Raw genomic sequence first — 15582 nt, forward strand, 5'->3', positions numbered from 1 at the left:
CCTCACAACAAATCGCTCCCGGAGCCCTGACGGCCACCGCAGCAAGCCCATCCGGGGGACCGGCAGGGCGGCCCGGGTGCCTGATCCCGTGCCTCCGCGTCAGGAACGGCGGCGGGGCTTGCCCTGTTTGCCGCCCCGGCCCGTGCCGCCCTTGGTGCCTCCGGAGGAGCCGCGCGGGTTCCTGCCGCCGGCCCGGCCGCCGCCCCCCGAGCCCGCCGCCTTCCCGCCGGCGGGCTTGCGCCGCGCCGCGCCGGCCTCGGAGCGCTGGTCCTTCGCCTGGGCGGGCGCGTCGTCGGTGCGCCGGCCCCGCGTGCTGTTGACGGTCCGGCCGCGGACGACGCCGATGAAGTCCTCGACCATGTCCGTCGTCGCGTCCTCGGGCCACGACAGCGCGATACGCGACTGCGGGGCGTCCACGAGCGGACGGTAGGTGAGGTCCCTGCGGTGGTGGAGCCGGGCCAGCGACTGCGGGACGACCAGCAGCCCCACCCCCGCCGCCACGAGCTCGACGGCGTCCGCGGTCGTGGCGGGGCGCTCGATCGCGGGCCTGCCGGGGGGCCGCTCCCAGTCGATGGTGTCGTCGAGCGCGTGGAAGACCACCTCGTCGGCCAGGTCGGCGATGCTCACCTCCTCGACCGCCGCGACGACGTGGTCCTTCGGGACCACGACCACCGTCGTCTCGGTGTAGAGGGGGATCGCGCTGAGGTCCGCGCCGTCCACCGGCAGCCGTACGAAGCCCGCGTCGGCGCCGCGGCCGCGCAGCAGTGCCGTCGCCTCGCCGGAGGGGACCGCGACCAGTTCCAGCGGGATGCCGGGGAACCGCTCCTGCCAGATCCTCACCCATTTGGCGGGTGTCACGCCCGGAACGTACGCGAGCTTGAACTGGGGGGATGCTTCCGAGCCTGTCACCAGGACAGGCTACCCGGGCCGGGGCGGGGGCGGCCCGTCCACGCGGTCGGGACGGGCCCGCGGGATCGATATCCTTGACCCATGACGTCGCACCACAGCCCCCAGACCATGAAGCCCGCCACCGCGGCCAAGAAACTGGGTGTGTACCTCGAGGGCACTCCCGCCGAGTTCAGGGAAGGCGTCGTGTCACGCGACGAGCTCAACGCGCTCCAGGCCGATCCGCCGGAGTGGCTCCAGGAACTGCGGCGCAACGGGCCGCACCCCCGCCCCGTCGTCGCGGCCAAGCTGGGTGTCTCCATCTCGGGCCTGGCGCGCGGCGGTGTCACCGAGCCGCTCACGACCGAGCAGATCGACGCGCTGAAGCAGGACGCCCCGGAGTGGCTGGACAAGGAACGCGCCACGCAGGCCGAGGTGCGCAAGGAGGCGGCGCGTCTGAAGGAGCGGGACGCGGAGCGCGAGGAGCAGGCGAACCGGTCGCGCTGACCCGCGGTACCCGAAGTCCCCTCCCCCGTCACACGGACGTGGGGAGCGACCCGCCGGCGACGAGGTCGAGCAGGCCGGGGAAACGTTCCTGGAGGTCGTCGCGGCGCAGCGTGACCTTGCGGCTGTTGCCGTAGTTGACCTGGCGGATCAGCCCTGCCTCGCGCAGGACCCGGAAGTGGTGGGTCATCGTCGACTTGGAGATCGCGAGGCCGAAGGACGCGCAGGTCCGCTCGGTGCCCTCGGACTCCCGGCACAGGTCCTCGACGACCTTGCGGCGCAGCGGGTCCGCCAGGGCGGTGAAGAGGGAGCCCAGATCCATTTCCCCGGTCTCGGGGTGGCCTTCGGCGTCCGGCATGTTCCCTCCTGCCCTGGATACGACAATCACCATATCTCAGGGGCATGCGCCCCCGCGGCGCTCGTCCCTGGGCGGTCCGGCACCGCGGCCGTACCCCGGGCCTGCCGCCAACTCCGCGCGGGACGAGGGTAATCGGCACCACCGGTCTTTCCTCACCCGTACCGCGGGAGGGCTGAGCGGACGGGGGTCCGACCGCGGTATGGTGCGCCCCGGGAGGGGCCTCGGCGTGCGGTGCCGGAACGCCCAGGGGAGGGACGTGCCATGGGCGCACCAGACGCCGCGATCCAGCGGGCCGAGCGGGCGCTCGGCGTCGCCTTCCCCGAGGACTACCGCTCCTTCCTCTCCGACCCGGGATCCGTGGCCCGGCACTTCCTCCCCGCCGGTCACTTCCTGACGCTCTGTCCGGTCGGCGATCTCCTCGGGCTCAACGACGCGGCGGGCCCGGCCGGCCGCCTCCCCGGCGCGCTGGTCATCGGTGGCGACGGCAGCCGTGAACTGCTGGTCTACGACTTGCGGCAGCAGCCTCCCCCGCTCCTCCTGGTCGACACCGCGGCCGCCGCCTGGTCCGAGGGCCTGCGTCAAGCGGCCTCCCTCACGGAGTTCCTGACCCGCTTCCCCGACCACGGCTGGCGCTGGCAGTAGGCACCGGCGGGTGCCCCAGCGCCGGGGATTCGAGGACCGGTGCCGCCGGTGTGCGTTCAGGTACGCCTCTCATGAACAGTAAGATCTCTGACCAATCAAAGGTGGGGCCCATGCGCACCGTCGCACTGGAGATCGTTCGTGGAGGAGCGGCGACGCTGCTCGGCCTCTACGCGGGCGGCGTGTTCTTCGCCGTGATCGCGCCGTCGATCGGGCGGCTTCCAGGACCCGTGTACGTGCCGTACGGGAAGCCACTCAACGCCGACCACGGCCGCGCGATGCCGCGGTTCCTCCTCACCTGCCTCGCGCTGCTCGTCGCGACATGCGCGCTCTCCTACGGGCAGGGCCGGGTGGTGTTCTGCCTCAGCCTGGCCGCCGCGGTGCTGGTGCTCGCCACGATCGTGCTGACGGTGACGCAGATGGAACCGCTCAACCGGCTTGTCGACGGCTGGAGTCCCAGCGATCCGCCGGCCGACTTCGCCGCCGTCCGCGACCGCTGGCTGGCCCTGCACACCGTCCGTACGGTCCTCGCGGTACTGGCCTTCATCAGCCTGCTCACCGCGCAGGGATCCGACCGGGCGGAGCAGCCGCACGCCCGTCCCGCCGCCGCGGTCGCCGACGGCTGACCGCGTGCCCCGATCACAGCCGGGCGCTGTCGCCGACTGAGCCGCTCACGGCCGCGTCAGCGGTACCGCGTAGCGTGCGTACGAAGTGCGCGGGCTGTGACCTGCGTGGATGGGTGGGCAGTGGCATGAGTGACCGTACGAAGTGGCTGGCGGGGCGCGATCGGGACGCGGCACTGATCATCAGGACCGACTACAGCGACGAACAGGCATGGACGGCGGTGAAAGCGGAGCTGATGAAGTCCTGTGGAGACGGAGACTTCGATCCGTACCTCCACATCGCCGATGATCCCCAGTGGACGGGGTGCACCTCGGCTCAGATTCACTCCGCGGCGTCGGTCGACGAGGAACTGTCCGTAGTGTTCCTCGCCGACCGCGACTCGATGCGTGACTACCCCGTCACCTTGGTGGCAGTGGCCGTGCTGACCCGGGAAGAATGCGACAGCGACGAGGAGTTCGAAGCGGACGGCGGCGAGTTCCGCACCGTCCCTGCCGGAGTCCACGAGATACACGCGAACCTGATGATCGCCAACCTGTCCTTCGGCGAATTCAAGGATGCCGCCGAGGAGGACCCCCAGGGCACCTTCCGAGGCTTCGCCGTCTGAGCGGCTGAGCCGAAGCACGGGTAGTTGTCACCAGCAGGACCGGCCGAGCTGGCGAACAGGGACGTTCGAAGCAGCCTGGTTGTCGCCGGCGAGGCACGCGGCTTGTCACGAACGCTCATGCAGCAGCCTTTTTGTCATCCGTCGCAAGACCGGGCTGCTGGTCATCCGCGCACGAACTGCACCTGTTCTTCGCGCCAGGTCTGTTCGCCTGTCCTCTCCCAACGTGTGGCGGGTCTCGCTACCGAGGCTACGTCCCAGCAGACGATGCTTGACCTTGCCGCTGGGGGCAGGGTTGGACGATGACCGGCATGAACAGCACCGCACCGCGCACCAGCAGGATCGTCGCCGTCACCGGAGCCGGTACCGGGATCGGCCGGGCCACTGCCCGTGCCTTCGCCGCCGAGGACGCCCACGTGGTGGCGATCGGGCGGCGAGTCGAACCGCTCGAAGAGACCGCTGCCGGGGACGGCAGGATCACACCGCTGACCGCCGACATCACTGCCGAGGGCGAGCCCCATCGGATTCTCCGGGCCGTACTGGAGACACACGGCCGGCTGGACGTGCTCGTCAACAACGCCGGCATCGTGCGCAGCGGCGCTCTGGGCGCGCTGACGCCCGAGATGATCGAGGCTCAGCTCGCCACCAACCTCGTCGCTCCTGTACTGCTGGCTCAGGCCGCACTGCCGCTCCTGGAGGCGTCGCGTGGGGTGATCATCAATGTCAGTACATCGGTAGGACAGCGGGCATGGCCGGGCAGCTCGGTCTATGCGGCGACGAAAACCGCTCTGGAACTGCTGACCCGCAGCTGGGCGGTCGAGCTGGCACCCCGCGGGATCCGGGTGGTGGCAGTCGCGCCCGGCGCGATCGACACTCCCATCGGGGAGCATCAGGGTCTGACGCCGGAGCAGACGGCCGCAGTGCGGGAGTGGCAGCTGGCGCACACCCCGCTGGCCCGGATCGGCCGCCCCGAGGAGGTGGCCTGGGCGATCACCAAGCTTGCCGCCCCGGCCGCCTCCTTCGTCACCGGAGTGATATTCCCGGTCGACGGCGGAGCGGTCGTGGCGTGATAGGAGTGGCCCTGGAGGTGGGACGAGTGCGGATCGGTGAGCTGGCCACGGCAACCGGGACGACCGCTCGTGCGCTGCGGCACTACGAGCAGGCCGGACTGATCTCCTCCGAACGGGCCCCCAACGGCTACCGCGTCTACGACGAGCGGGCCGTGGTGCGAGTCGGCAACATCCGCTACCTGCTGGCCGCCGGGCTCACCCTGGACGACGTGCGGGTGTTCCTGCCGTGCCTGGACGGCGATATAGCTGCGGCACCGCCCTCGGACAGGGGCCTGCACGTCGCACTGGCACGTCTGGCGGTCCTCAACCAACGGATCGCCGCCCAGACCGAGGCCCGCGACCGGCTGGAAGCCGCGTTGCAACAGGCAGTCGTGGCCAAGCCCCGTCGGTAGTCTGACCGCCTCACCGCGTAGGCCGAACAACCCCAGCGTCACCAGGCCCAAATCTGGCAGTGACACCAAGCCTGCCTGTGTGACAACTACCGTGCTTCGGCTCACCGGCCTCGCCCCGTGAGCCGCTCTTCCGGACCCGCTCAGAACTCCAGCTCGACGTAGTCGATGTCGGTGAAGTCGACGTTCAGCCCCTGGGCGCGGCGGCCGCGGTCCTTGAAGTAGATCTCCTGGAGGCCCTCGGCGGCGATGGCGCGCAGTTGCTGCTCGGTGGCGCCGGCGTCCTGGGCGGCGAAGAGGCGGGCGGCGTAGGCCGGCGGGAGGGACTGGGTGATGAGACGGAGGCGGCTGTCGTCGGTGGAGCCGGGGGCGGCGGTGAAGCCGAAGCGGGCGCGGGTCTCGATGACGATGCCGCCGGTCGTGGCGGCGCGCCTCTTCGCGCGGCCGCGGACGCGGGGCTGCCAGCGGTCGCGGACCGCCGTCTCGAGGCGGGCGGCGAGGTCCGTGCGGGGGTGCTTCAACTGGCCCGTGAGGTAGCGCTCGACGGTGCGCTGGGAGACGCCGAGGAGGGCGGCGACGGCGCGGGTGCCCTTCTCGTGCTTGACGAGGAAGCGCATGCGGGACTGGGCCGACTTGGGCAGGGGGCGGGTGAAGGTCGCCGCGGTGGCCTTGTCGAGGCTGTCGCCGAGTACGCCCATGGGTGTGCTCCCTACTCGCCGTCGGCGGCGGCGTCGGTGCCCTTGATGTGACGGGCGGGATTGTGGCCGTCCTCCAGGAGTTCGGCCGCCCACATCAGGGTCTGGGTGCCCTCGTGCTTGACCATGCCCGGCGAGACCCCGAGGCGGAAGCCGCCTGCCAGGGGCTTGCCGTCCGGGGTGTACGGCAGGAAGTCCAGGGGGCCGGGGCCGTCGGACAGGTAGACGGCGCAGTCGGAGAGTACCGCGACCGGGTGCAGGTCCACGGCCGCGAGCCGCAGCATCTTGCGGTGCATGTTGACGCGGGCGGTGGCGATGACGGCGGCCCTGATGTCCGGGCGCCAGGTGGGGCGTTCGAGGGCGGGCCAGCGTTCGCCGGGCCGGTAGCCGGCGCCCTGGGGGCGTTCGCGGAGCTTGCCGATGCCGCCCTTGACGGTCGCCTTGATCGCCGACAGCAGCGCGACCCGCGCCGGGTCGTTCCGCTTGTGGCGCTCCATCGCGGCGAGGAACTCGGCTTCCGGCAGGCCGGGGACCACGCCCAGCTCGCCCATGGTGGCCAGATAGGCGTCACGCAGACGGGCGTACCAGGCGTCCAGGTACGGCCCGTGCTCAGGCCTTACGTACCCTTCCAAGGGAGCGACGTCGTGGCCGAGTTCGGCGGCGTAGGCGACAGTCGGCGTGGCGTACCAGGCGGGGCCCTCGGGGCGGCCGCCGTGCGGGGTGAAGGGGCTCGGCAGCCGCGGGTCCAGGTCGACGCCGGACAGGTCGACCAGCCAGCAGCCGGGCAGCGCCTTGTCGAAAGCCGGTGCCTTCACGTGCACGGGCTCGCCGAGCCCGACGGTGAGCCGGTTCGCGGCGGCGGCGAAGGCCATGTTGACGTCGACGCCGACGGCGTACGCCTGCGCGCACTCGGTGTCGGTGAGGAGTTCCGGGTCACGGATCCAGTCGTAGGCCTCCTCGTCCAGCACTTGGTCCGGGGTGCGCTGGTGACCGCGGGGGTGGAGCACGGCCACGACGGGGTGCTCGTCGGGGGCCTCGGGCGGTGCCGGGTCGGCGGGGCGGGTGAGCGCGCCGGGGTTCGGCCCGGACACCCATGCCCCGGTCGCCGGGTCCTTCACCGCCCGGGTCGGCGGGCGCAGGGCCGTCATCAGCTCCAGCCCCGACACGGCCGTCGAGCCGCGGGGGGTCAGCACGCGGGACGCGTACGCGGCAAGGGTCCGGGCGAGTTCGGGCGCCGGCAGGCCTGCGGCACCGCCCCAGGACCGCGTGTCCAGCGCCCCCCACGGCAGGACGGCCAACTGCACGCACTGACGCCTGCCGCCTTCAGCCGGCCGGAACACCCGGGCCCACGGGCCGAAGCCGCGCTGGGTCAGCTGCCAGCCGGCACGCGTGATCCGGCGGACGACCGCGTGGTCCGCGGGCAGCCTCAGGCCGCGCCGGTCCTCCAACTCCGCCGGTAGCCCCAGCCGTTCGGCCGCCTGCTCGGTCAGCACGATCAGCGGGTCGGCGTCCTTGCCGTTGCGGTGCAGCCGTGCCGCGCCGAGGCGTGCCTCCGCGAGCGTCCACTCCACCAGGGAGGGGATGTCCTCCGCCGGGCACTCCAGCACCAGGCCGCCGGCGCCGTACGCCGATCCGTCGCCGTCGAGCACCGCCAGCGGGCCGTTCGTGAACCGGGCGTCGGGCGCGTCCTGTTCGGCCTGCCGGCGTCCTGCCTGCGGCGCCCGCGCCGGAGGAGCGGACACCACGGGCCGGGCGGGGGCGGCGGGGGCGGTCCTCCGCGATTCCGGGGCCGGTTCCGGGGCCTCGGGCACGAGTTGACCGGCGATGCCGTCCAGGAGTTTGGCGTACGCGGCCCGCGTGGCGCCCTGGGGTTCGCTGCGGCCGGCCTCCCAGCCGGCGACCGTGGTGCGGGTGACCTGGAGCGCCTCGGCGATCTCGGCCTGGGTGAGCCCGTACGCGGTGCGCAGCCGGGAGCGTTCGGCCGGCTCGGGAAGCTGGGTGCGGCGGGGTCCGGACCGCAGGAGGGCGTCGACGGGATCGGGCGCGGCGGCGGCCTCGGGGCGCTGGGGCTCCTGCACTGCCTCAGGCCTCCACGGAACGGGGGACGCCGCGTGGCGCGGATTCGAGGAACTCACGCAGGTGCAGACCGGTGAGGATGCGCGCGGGGTTGCGCCCCGGGGGCAGCGGCAGCCGCTGGCCGAGCGCCCACTGGAAGCGCCGGGCCGGGGCGAGGTCGAAGACATAGCGGCCGTCCGCCGCGTCGTCGGAGCGGCTCCCGCGGATCTCGTAGGCGCCGACGCACACTCCGCCGTCGACGAAGGCGAGCAGGAAGTCGCCGTGGGTGGCGATGGTGCGCGCCGCGAAGCGCCAGCCGCGCCCCGCACCCTCCGCCACGGTCCGGCCGTCGCGCAGCGACTGCCGGACGTCGACCGCAAGCATGTGCTCCTCCGACTCCGACTCCGACTCCGACCGGGGCGGGATGTCCGGTCGTGCCGGCCGGTTTCCCCGCGTAACGACGGACTTTATCAGCCGATAAAGTCCGTCGCGATCATGCCGTGGGAAGCGGCCCGGTGTGTCGCGCGTCCGCCGGAAGTCCGTGCCGTGTGCTTCGATTCGGCCACGGCCTGAGAGGGAGAGGACATGACACGTACGACACCGCCGCGCCCGCTGGATGTCACGGAGGCGTTCCCGGAATTGGCGGGTTTCGCCAGGACGGCGTTCCGGCTGCACCCTGTTCCGGGGAATCCGACCGTCCATGACAGCTCGGTGGGTGGGCCGCCGCTGTGGCCGGCGGACGAGCCCTGACCGCGCGACGCCTGCGCCGGACGGCCCCGGTGTCGCAGCGGCCTCCGGGGCGAAAGCTCCCGCTCCGCCGGGGAGTTCACCGTACGGACGCGGCCGGGGGGCGCTCGCGCAGCGCGCCGTATCCGAAGAAGTAGGCCGGGAGCCGCCGCAGTCGGCGTGAGCCTGCGAGCGCGTTCGCCACGCGCATGCCCCGCGCGGCGCTGCCGAACGGCGGCTCCCCCCGCAGCACGGGGGCGATGACCCGGGTGTGGGCGATCCGCTGGAGGGTCTGGGTGGCGGCCGTGGTGGGCCGCCTGCGGCGCTGGACGGCACGCACATCGCGCAGGCCCACGCCGCCGAGGCGCAGGGGTTCGACCAGGTAGCGGGCGGAGGCCACGGCGTCCTCGACGGCGAGGTTGATGCCGATGCCGAAGACCGGGGACATCGCGTGCGCGGCGTCGCCGATGCACAGCAGCCCGGGGCGGTGCCAGCGGCGCAGGCGCTCCAGGCGTACGTCCAGGAGCTTGACCTCGTCCCAGGAGCGCAGGGCGTGGGTGCGGTCCTCGATCCACGGCACGGCGGCGGCGTAGTCGGCGAGGAAGCGGTCGAGTCCTGCGGCGCGGCGCTCGGTATCGGTGCCCTTGGGAATGAGCGCGGCACACTGCCAGTAGTCGCCGCGGTCGATCATCGCGGTGAGGAAGCGGTCGCCGGAGCCGCCGACGAGCCCGTGCGGGTCGCCCTCGTGCCGGGGCAGCCGGAACCACCAGGCGTCCATGGGGCAGGCGTATCGGCGCAGGCCCAGTTCCGGCCGGGATCGGGCCAGTGATCCACGGCCGTCACAGGCGACGGTGAGGTCCGCGCGCAGCTCGCCGGTGCGTCCGTCGGAGGTGCGGTAGCGCACCCCGGTCACGCGCCCGCGTTCGATGAGGAAGGAGGTCGCCTCGGTGTTCATCCGCAACCGGAAGGACGGCTCGCGCCGCGCCTCGTCCACGAGGAGTCCGAGCAGGTCCCACTGGGGCACCATCGCCACGTAGTTGTACGGGCCGCGCAGCACTCCGAGGTCGGCGACGGTGACCAGCGAACCGCTCTCCCCGACGGGCAGCTGGAGGGTGCGGACCCGGCGCTGGGGCAGTGCCGCGAAGCGTTCGGCGAGGCCGAGGTCGTCCAGCAGGGCGAGGGTCGAAGGGTGCACGGTGTCGCCGCGGAAGTCGCGCAGGAAGTCGCCGTGCTTCTCCAGCACGGTGACCGCGATCCCGGCGCGGGCGAGCAGCAGGGCGAGCACCATCCCGGCGGGGCCGCCGCCCACCACACAGCACGTGGTCCGTTCCATTCGCGCCCTGCCCCTCCGGCAGCACAGACACCGCCATATCGGTACATAATATGCTTAAAGTGATCACATCTCCGCGCGCCGGTCCTGACGCGCACCCCCACGTTCCGGAGGCACGATGAGCCGGCAACCGGTCCTTCTCCCCTACGGCGACCCGGCCTTCGTGGCGGACCCCTTCCCGTTGTACCGGCAACTGAGCCAGGAGGGCCCCGTCCGGAGGGCCGTCATCGCCGGCGGTATCGAGGCCTGGCTGGTGACGCGCTTCGAGGACGGTCTCGCGGCCCTCTCCGACCCACGGCTGAGCAGCGACGTCCGCGACGCGTCCGACCCCCGGCTGATGCAGATGCTGCCCGTCACGGAGCGTGAGTCGATGCTGCGCACCATGCTGCGCTCCGACCCTCCCGACCACACCCGGCTGCGCCGGCTGGTCTCGAAGGCGTTCACCGCCCGCCGGATCGCCGAGCTGCGGCCGCGGATCCAGGAGGTCACCGACCGCCTGCTGGACGCGATCCTGCCCGCGGGGCGCGCCGATCTGGTCGCCGACTTCGCGCTCCCGCTGCCCGTCACCGTGATCAGCGAGCTGATCGGGGTGCCGTCCACCGACCAGGGCGACTTCCAGCGGTGGACCGACGAGATGATCCTGCGCGGGGCGGAACCGCCGGACCCGGTGAAGGTCGACGCGGCCTGGCGGCAGATGCGCGCCTACCTGGTCGGCCTCCTGGACGACAAGCGCGCACGGCCCGGCGACGACCTGCTCAGCGCGCTCATCACCGCCCGGGACGAGGAGAACCGGCTCGACGAGGACGAGCTGACCGCGATGTGCTTCCTGCTGCTGGTGGCCGGCTACATCACCACGGTCAACCTGATCGGCGGCGGCGTCGCGGCGCTGCTCGCCCACCCGGAACAGCTGCGCACGCTGCGGGACGACCCGGAACTGCTGCCCGGCGCGATCGAGGAGTTCCTGCGCTGGGACGGACCCGTCAGCCCCGGCATCGTGCGCTTCGCCCGGGAGGACATCGAGATCGCGGGGACCGCCGTTCCGTGCGGCGCGACCGTCTTGATCGCCTCCGCCATCGCCGACCGCGACCCGCAGCGCTTCCCCGACCCGGACCGGCTCGACATCACCCGTGGCGACAGCGCCCATCTGGCGTTCGGGCACGGCATCCACTACTGCCTGGGCGCCCCGCTGGCCCGCCTGGAGGGCCAGATCGCGATCGGCACCGCCTTGCGCCGCCTCCCCGGGCTGGCCCTGGCCGTGCCGCCGGAGGAGGTCCGCTGGCGGATGGGCGGACTGCGCGGGCCGTCGTGGCTGCCGGTCACCTTCGAGGCGGGTGCGCCCGGCGGGGCGGGGCTCGACAGCGGGATGGCCTCGTCGCGGGGGGCGGCTTCGTCGTAGGCGTAGGCGTAGGCGCAGGCGCACCGGGGCCGGACCGGGCGGGGACGACGCGCAGGGGTCGACGGGCGCTTCGTGGGGTGACTTCCGCGGTCGCATTCGGGCTCCCGGGCGGAGGATTTCCTCCTGGTCAGGAAACTCCCGGGGAGCGAAATCCACGAAGGCGCGGACGCGCCGGGTCGCCGATTCCGGGCGGTTTCAGAAAACCACCGGGACCGCATACGCGTGCTTCTCGCGGAGCCCACCGAACGCACCTTCCGCGCGGACCGGGAAACCCCATCCGCACCCGCGCGCACGTGGCCGCCCACCGGATCGACCCCCGGGACGTAGGCATCGAGCTGCCCAACCGCCCCTGAGGCGCCGGAACGTCCAGCCGCCGTCACGTCCCTTCGCGTCGCCCGCAACTGGGCGGAAGTGCCTCGATAAGCGGGGTCGATCAAGCGATAGAAAGCCGCATTTGGACATGCGGTGGACCGGGACATCAGGATTTTCGGCATGACCCGTCTTCACGGACGACGAAGCCGCCGTGTGCGGGAGTCGAGGGCGAATCCGAGGTGCTTCCGTGCTGATTCCGCGCATTCCTCTCCCATGCGCCATGTCCCGCCCTTCCCCGACGGCGGGCCGCGGCCGGGAAGGGCGCCGTCATGGCGACTAGCCCACCCGAGACATCGGTGACCGCGCACGTGTCGGCCCCCGCGGCTCATCGGCCTCCGGCCCGGCGGTGGAGAACCACGGAACCGCGGCCGGCGCGGCGCACCGTCGTGTCGGCGGCCGTGACCACCTCGGTGGGGCTCGCCGTCGTGGTGGCCCTGGGCGCACTCATCCACCAGACGGTGCTGATACCGCCGCTCGCGGCCACGACGGCGATCGTCACGGCGACCCCCGGCTCACCTCTCGCGCAGCCGCGCCACGTCTTCGGCGGCCACCTGCTGTCGTGCCTCGTCTGCTTCGTGGTGCTCGCCTTCGGCTGGCGCGGTCCCTGGGTCGCCGCCGCGGCCTGCGGCATGGCCTGCGCGCTCGTACTCGTGCTCAAGACGGCCCATCCGCCCGCGATGGCGACCGCAGTCATGGTCATGCTCACCGACCCGCCGGCCCATCTCTTCGTGCCCCTGCTGGCCGCCGGACTGGCACTGCTGGTCCTGGTGCAGATGGCCTCCTCCCGGCTGCAACGAGAGGTCTATCCCACCTCGTGGTGGTGAGCCGGCGCCTCGCGGGCGGGACGGCGTCCGGGTGGGACACGGTCACGGCATGGGAGGACCGGACCGTCTCGATACGGGCGTGGGCACGCTTGGCCATGCAGACCTGGAGCTTCGGGGGGATGATCCGGTCGTTGGTGCCCACCGGGGCCCAGGAAGGGATGGCCTTCCAGGCCGGCTCGCCGGAACGCTCGTTGAGGGCCGTACGCGTCCCGGGACGCTGGGTGACCGCCATCAGGTCGGCGGTACCGGCGGGGACATCGGCACCGAACGCCTGGTGGAACTCGGCCGGGTCCATGGAGAGGTCGACGTCCTTGGAGCCGTCCGGATCGGTGATCGGGACGGGACGGGACGGGACGGAGAACCTTGCCGATGACGCTGCCCGGGAACGTGCCCGCCAGATCGTTGGCGCTCTCGCCCTTGTCGGGGAGGAAGGCGTCGGCGTACTCCAGGGAGCCGAACTGTCGGGGTAGCCCGGGAACGTGTAGAGCTGCTGAGGAAGGCGCGCGCGCCCTCGCGGCCGAACGTTCGGGCCACCGTCTGCCCGACCGCCCCGCCCGCACCGTAGACGACGGCGGTCTTGTTCTCCAGCAGCATGTCCCGGTCCCCTGACCACCCCTCCGCCGGGGCACCGCACAATGTCCTGGCACACCCGCCGGCCGAGCGACCTCGACGGCACCGAATCCTGAGCAGACAGGAGGCGTGCAGGGCGGCTTCAGTTGTTCAGTGAAGCTACGTATGGAGCCAGTTTGGCCGGGCTCACCACCCACATAACGCGTTCGATGCCCCGCTCCGAAACGTCGGCAAGCACCAGGGCCACCGGCCCTCCATCGTTCGAGACGAGGGCGGCGGGCCGGCCGTTGGCCTCGACCCAGCGGATGTCCGTACCAGGCCAGAATCGTGGGGCGTAGGCGACAAAGGTCTTGGCGACGTGCGGACGTCCGACGACCGGGATCTTGGCTGCTCCCCGCACCCCTCCGCCGTCGGCATAACTCACGACGTCCGCCGAGAGAACCTCCTCGAGCGCGGACATATTACCGGATTGTGCCGCAGCGATGAACGCCTTGAGCAGGCGCTCGTGAGCGTGATTGCTGACCGGCTCCCTGCGTTCCGCGGTCAGATGTTTCCGGGAGCGGCTCACCAGTTGGCGCGTATTGCCTTCGCTCGTCTCCAGGATGTCCGCGATCTCTTTGTAGGGATAATCGAAGGCTTCCCTCAGGACGTAAGCAGCCCTTTCCACGGGGTTCAGCTTCTCCAGAAGGAAGAGAACCGCCATGTCGAGCACCTCTGCCCGTTCCGCACCCAGCTGGGGATCCGCAGTGGTATCGACCGGCTCCGGAAGCCACGGCCCGACGTACGATTCACGCCGCATCCTGGCGGACTGGGCCGCGTTGATCGCCAGGCGAGTGGTGACCGTCGTCAGGAACGCCGCCGGACGTCGGATATCGGCGTGGTCGATGGCCTGCCAGCGCAGCCACGCATCCTGGACGATGTCTTCGGCCTCCACGCAACTGCCGAGTACGCGGTACGCGATACCGAACAGTTGAGGCCGCATGGCCATGAAGTCCCTTGTTGCCTGCTCAAGGGGGTCTGCGTCACTACCGGCGCACATGAGTGGCCTCCACCTTTGAATCACCATGCTATTTGCCGTCACAGCGGTATGCGCGGCGTACTGAGCGGGTGGCCCGCCCGCACCTGTCAAGCGAGTACATCCGGGGCCTTTCGCACGACCGTGCAGCCCGCTGATCTGTGACACCGGCAACCGGCAACAACCCTCAGCGACTGGGCCAATACAGCGGGCGCCGTACCAGCGGTCGACCTGACGCTGACGCCACCGACCCGTTGCCCCGGCCCGGCAATCCACCGGAATTGACCATTGCCCTTTCCGCCCAAGCGACACATATCACTGGACCGGGCGCTCGCCGGTCCCGATACTCATCACCGTGATCGCGCTGCCGGTGCTGTGGCTGTATGGCGCCTCCGGGGTCGGGAAGACCACCGTGGCCTGGGAGGTGTTCGTCCAGCTCGCCAGGATGGGCGCGCCCACCGGATATGTGGACATCGACCAGATCGGGATGTGCTACGCGCCGCCGACGCCACGCCACTGGGCGCCCGAGCCGGACACAGATCCGGGCCGCCATCGGCTCAAAGCGCGCACGCTCGACGCGGTCGTGGCCAACTTCCGTGACGCGGGTGCGCGGTCCTTGGTCGTTCCGGGCGTCACCGACCCTGATCGCGGTGTGGATGCCGACCTCGCACCGCAGGCTGCGGTGACTGCCTGCCGACTGCGAGCAGAGCCGGCGGAGCTGCGCCGACGACTGGCTGCCCGCGGTCGCCCGAGCGACGATCTCGCGGAGCTGCTCGCGTACGCCGACGACCTCGACCGTGCCTTTCCGGCCGATCTGTGCATCGACACGACCGGCCTGACCGTCGCCGAGGTCGCCGAGCGCGTCCGCACGCGCACCGGCTGGCCCTATCCGCAGGCACGGGTGGAAGAACCGAGCATGATGCGACGGGAACCGGACCGCACACCGGGAAGCATTCTCTTGCTCTGCGGGCCCGCCGCCGTCGGCAAGTCCACCGTCGGCTGGCAGGTGTACCAGCAGGTCCGCCGGGCCGGTGCGCACGCCGCATTCGTTGACCTCGACCAGATCGGCTTCCACCGCCCCATCCCGACCGGCGACCCGGGCAACCACCGGCTCAAGGCCGCCAACCTGGCCGCGGTCTGGAGCACGTTTCGGGCCAACGGAGCAGGATGCCTGATCGCTGTCGGCCCACTCGACCGGCCCGAGGACATGAGGGCGTACACCGCAGCACTGCCTGCCGCCACGATCACCCTGTGCCGGCTGCACGCCAGCCGAAGAACACTGGCCGACCGAGCCACGCTCCGGGGCCGAGGCATCACTCCGGCCCCGGGGCTCGCCGGCGACCGACTGATCGGCCAACCGCAGGCCCGACTACGCGAGATCTCCGATCAGGCGGCACGGAACCTCGACGCCTTGGACGGGCTCGGTGATCTGCACGTGGGCACCGACGACCGGCCCGCGAACGAGATTGCCGCGGAGATCCTCCGGCGTACCCAATGGCCATCGCAAGTTCACTGGGCCACGTAGGACG

Annotated in this window: 17 protein-coding genes; 10 read left to right on the top strand and 7 right to left on the bottom strand. The window is 71.7% G+C overall.

The features are described 5' to 3' along the window. Nucleotides 1-99 precede the first annotated feature (99 nt). On the bottom strand, nt 100-909 hold the full coding sequence (locus tag RV983_RS03505; RefSeq protein ID WP_475984281.1) for a LysR substrate-binding domain-containing protein: 810 nt from the start codon (nt 907-909) through the stop codon (nt 100-102). 81 nt (nt 910-990) lie between these two features. On the opposite strand from RV983_RS03505, the gene RV983_RS03510 reads away from it, so the two are divergent. After that, nucleotides 991-1392: a DUF5997 family protein gene (locus RV983_RS03510; protein ID WP_475984282.1), complete on the top strand. Its 402-nt coding sequence runs from the start codon at nt 991-993 to the stop codon at nt 1390-1392. 28 nt (nt 1393-1420) lie between these two features. On the opposite strand, the gene RV983_RS03515 is transcribed toward RV983_RS03510, so the two are convergent. Then, nucleotides 1421-1747, bottom strand: coding sequence for an ArsR/SmtB family transcription factor (locus RV983_RS03515; RefSeq protein WP_475984283.1), 327 nt, complete (start codon nt 1745-1747; stop codon nt 1421-1423). A gap of 261 nt (nt 1748-2008) precedes the next feature. On the opposite strand from RV983_RS03515, the gene RV983_RS03520 reads away from it, so the two are divergent. The 5 genes from RV983_RS03520 to RV983_RS03540 all read left to right on the top strand — a co-directional run bounded on the left by RV983_RS03520 (nt 2009) and on the right by RV983_RS03540 (nt 5073). Then, nucleotides 2009-2389, top strand: coding sequence for an SMI1/KNR4 family protein (locus RV983_RS03520; RefSeq protein ID WP_475984284.1), 381 nt, complete (start codon nt 2009-2011; stop codon nt 2387-2389). A gap of 110 nt (nt 2390-2499) precedes the next feature. Continuing rightward, complete coding sequence (locus RV983_RS03525) at nt 2500-3012, top strand: anthrone oxygenase family protein (RefSeq protein ID WP_475984285.1); 513 nt, start codon at nt 2500-2502, stop codon at nt 3010-3012. A 125-nt stretch (nt 3013-3137) separates the two neighbouring features. Beyond that, nucleotides 3138-3614, top strand: a complete 477-nt coding sequence (locus tag RV983_RS03530; RefSeq protein ID WP_475984286.1) for a DUF6924 domain-containing protein — start codon at nt 3138-3140, stop codon at nt 3612-3614. A gap of 299 nt (nt 3615-3913) precedes the next feature. Further along, the gene (locus RV983_RS03535; protein ID WP_475984287.1) at nt 3914-4681 is read left to right on the top strand and encodes an SDR family NAD(P)-dependent oxidoreductase; all 768 of its coding nucleotides are present in this window, start codon (nt 3914-3916) and stop codon (nt 4679-4681) included. 26 nt (nt 4682-4707) lie between these two features. Next, nucleotides 4708-5073 (top strand): MerR family transcriptional regulator, encoded by a 366-nt coding sequence (locus RV983_RS03540; RefSeq protein WP_475990209.1) that lies wholly within the window; start codon nt 4708-4710, stop codon nt 5071-5073. Nucleotides 5074-5213: 140 nt separating this feature from the next. On the opposite strand, the gene tpg is transcribed toward RV983_RS03540, so the two are convergent. The 3 genes from tpg to RV983_RS03555 are packed head-to-tail and all read right to left on the bottom strand — an operon-like array spanning nt 5214 to nt 8204. Continuing rightward, nucleotides 5214-5768 (bottom strand): telomere-protecting terminal protein Tpg, encoded by a 555-nt coding sequence (gene tpg, locus RV983_RS03545; RefSeq protein WP_475984288.1) that lies wholly within the window; start codon nt 5766-5768, stop codon nt 5214-5216. Nucleotides 5769-5779: 11 nt separating this feature from the next. Beyond that, nucleotides 5780-7843 carry a telomere-associated protein Tap gene (gene tap, locus RV983_RS03550; RefSeq protein WP_475984289.1) on the bottom strand — a complete coding sequence of 688 codons (2064 nt, stop codon included), beginning with the start codon at nt 7841-7843 and terminating at the stop codon, nt 5780-5782. A 4-nt stretch (nt 7844-7847) separates the two neighbouring features. Further along, the gene (locus RV983_RS03555; protein WP_475984290.1) at nt 7848-8204 is read right to left on the bottom strand and encodes a hypothetical protein; all 357 of its coding nucleotides are present in this window, start codon (nt 8202-8204) and stop codon (nt 7848-7850) included. Between the two features lie 201 nt (nt 8205-8405). Here RV983_RS03555 and RV983_RS03560 point away from each other — a divergent pair, with 201 nt between their 5' ends. Continuing rightward, nucleotides 8406-8570: a hypothetical protein gene (locus RV983_RS03560; protein ID WP_475990577.1), complete on the top strand. Its 165-nt coding sequence runs from the start codon at nt 8406-8408 to the stop codon at nt 8568-8570. A gap of 76 nt (nt 8571-8646) precedes the next feature. On the opposite strand, the gene RV983_RS03565 is transcribed toward RV983_RS03560, so the two are convergent. Continuing rightward, nucleotides 8647-9879 (bottom strand): FAD-dependent oxidoreductase, encoded by a 1233-nt coding sequence (locus RV983_RS03565; RefSeq protein ID WP_475984291.1) that lies wholly within the window; start codon nt 9877-9879, stop codon nt 8647-8649. A 115-nt stretch (nt 9880-9994) separates the two neighbouring features. On the opposite strand from RV983_RS03565, the gene RV983_RS03570 reads away from it, so the two are divergent. Both RV983_RS03570 and RV983_RS03575 read left to right on the top strand, forming a co-directional pair. Next, nucleotides 9995-11272, top strand: coding sequence for a cytochrome P450 family protein (locus RV983_RS03570; RefSeq protein WP_475984292.1), 1278 nt, complete (start codon nt 9995-9997; stop codon nt 11270-11272). Between the two features lie 641 nt (nt 11273-11913). Next, a complete protein-coding gene (locus tag RV983_RS03575) occupies nt 11914-12468 on the top strand; it encodes an HPP family protein (RefSeq protein WP_475984293.1) in 555 nt (184 codons plus the stop codon). Nucleotides 12469-13180: 712 nt separating this feature from the next. On the opposite strand, the gene RV983_RS03580 is transcribed toward RV983_RS03575, so the two are convergent. After that, nucleotides 13181-14077, bottom strand: a complete 897-nt coding sequence (locus RV983_RS03580) for an RNA polymerase sigma-70 factor (protein ID WP_475984294.1) — start codon at nt 14075-14077, stop codon at nt 13181-13183. A 331-nt stretch (nt 14078-14408) separates the two neighbouring features. Between RV983_RS03580 and RV983_RS03585 the strand changes: the two genes are divergently transcribed. Next, nucleotides 14409-15578, top strand: a complete 1170-nt coding sequence (locus RV983_RS03585; protein ID WP_475984295.1) for a hypothetical protein — start codon at nt 14409-14411, stop codon at nt 15576-15578. Nucleotides 15579-15582 lie beyond the last annotated feature (4 nt).

Source organism: Streptomyces sp. RLA123, from assembly GCF_056270165.1.

Coding starts and splice junctions, on each gene's coding strand:
- RV983_RS03510 (WP_475984282.1), top strand. CDS start 991: ATGACGTCGCACCACAGCCCCCAGACCATGAAGCCCGCCACCGCGGCC.
- RV983_RS03515 (WP_475984283.1), bottom strand. CDS start 1,747: ATGCCGGACGCCGAAGGCCACCCCGAGACCGGGGAAATGGATCTGGGC.
- RV983_RS03520 (WP_475984284.1), top strand. CDS start 2,009: ATGGGCGCACCAGACGCCGCGATCCAGCGGGCCGAGCGGGCGCTCGGC.
- RV983_RS03525 (WP_475984285.1), top strand. CDS start 2,500: ATGCGCACCGTCGCACTGGAGATCGTTCGTGGAGGAGCGGCGACGCTG.
- RV983_RS03530 (WP_475984286.1), top strand. CDS start 3,138: ATGAGTGACCGTACGAAGTGGCTGGCGGGGCGCGATCGGGACGCGGCA.
- RV983_RS03535 (WP_475984287.1), top strand. CDS start 3,914: ATGACCGGCATGAACAGCACCGCACCGCGCACCAGCAGGATCGTCGCC.
- tpg (WP_475984288.1), bottom strand. CDS start 5,768: ATGGGCGTACTCGGCGACAGCCTCGACAAGGCCACCGCGGCGACCTTC.
- RV983_RS03555 (WP_475984290.1), bottom strand. CDS start 8,204: ATGCTTGCGGTCGACGTCCGGCAGTCGCTGCGCGACGGCCGGACCGTG.
- RV983_RS03560 (WP_475990577.1), top strand. CDS start 8,406: ATGACACGTACGACACCGCCGCGCCCGCTGGATGTCACGGAGGCGTTC.
- RV983_RS03565 (WP_475984291.1), bottom strand. CDS start 9,879: ATGGAACGGACCACGTGCTGTGTGGTGGGCGGCGGCCCCGCCGGGATG.
- RV983_RS03570 (WP_475984292.1), top strand. CDS start 9,995: ATGAGCCGGCAACCGGTCCTTCTCCCCTACGGCGACCCGGCCTTCGTG.
- RV983_RS03575 (WP_475984293.1), top strand. CDS start 11,914: ATGGCGACTAGCCCACCCGAGACATCGGTGACCGCGCACGTGTCGGCC.
- RV983_RS03580 (WP_475984294.1), bottom strand. CDS start 14,077: ATGTGCGCCGGTAGTGACGCAGACCCCCTTGAGCAGGCAACAAGGGAC.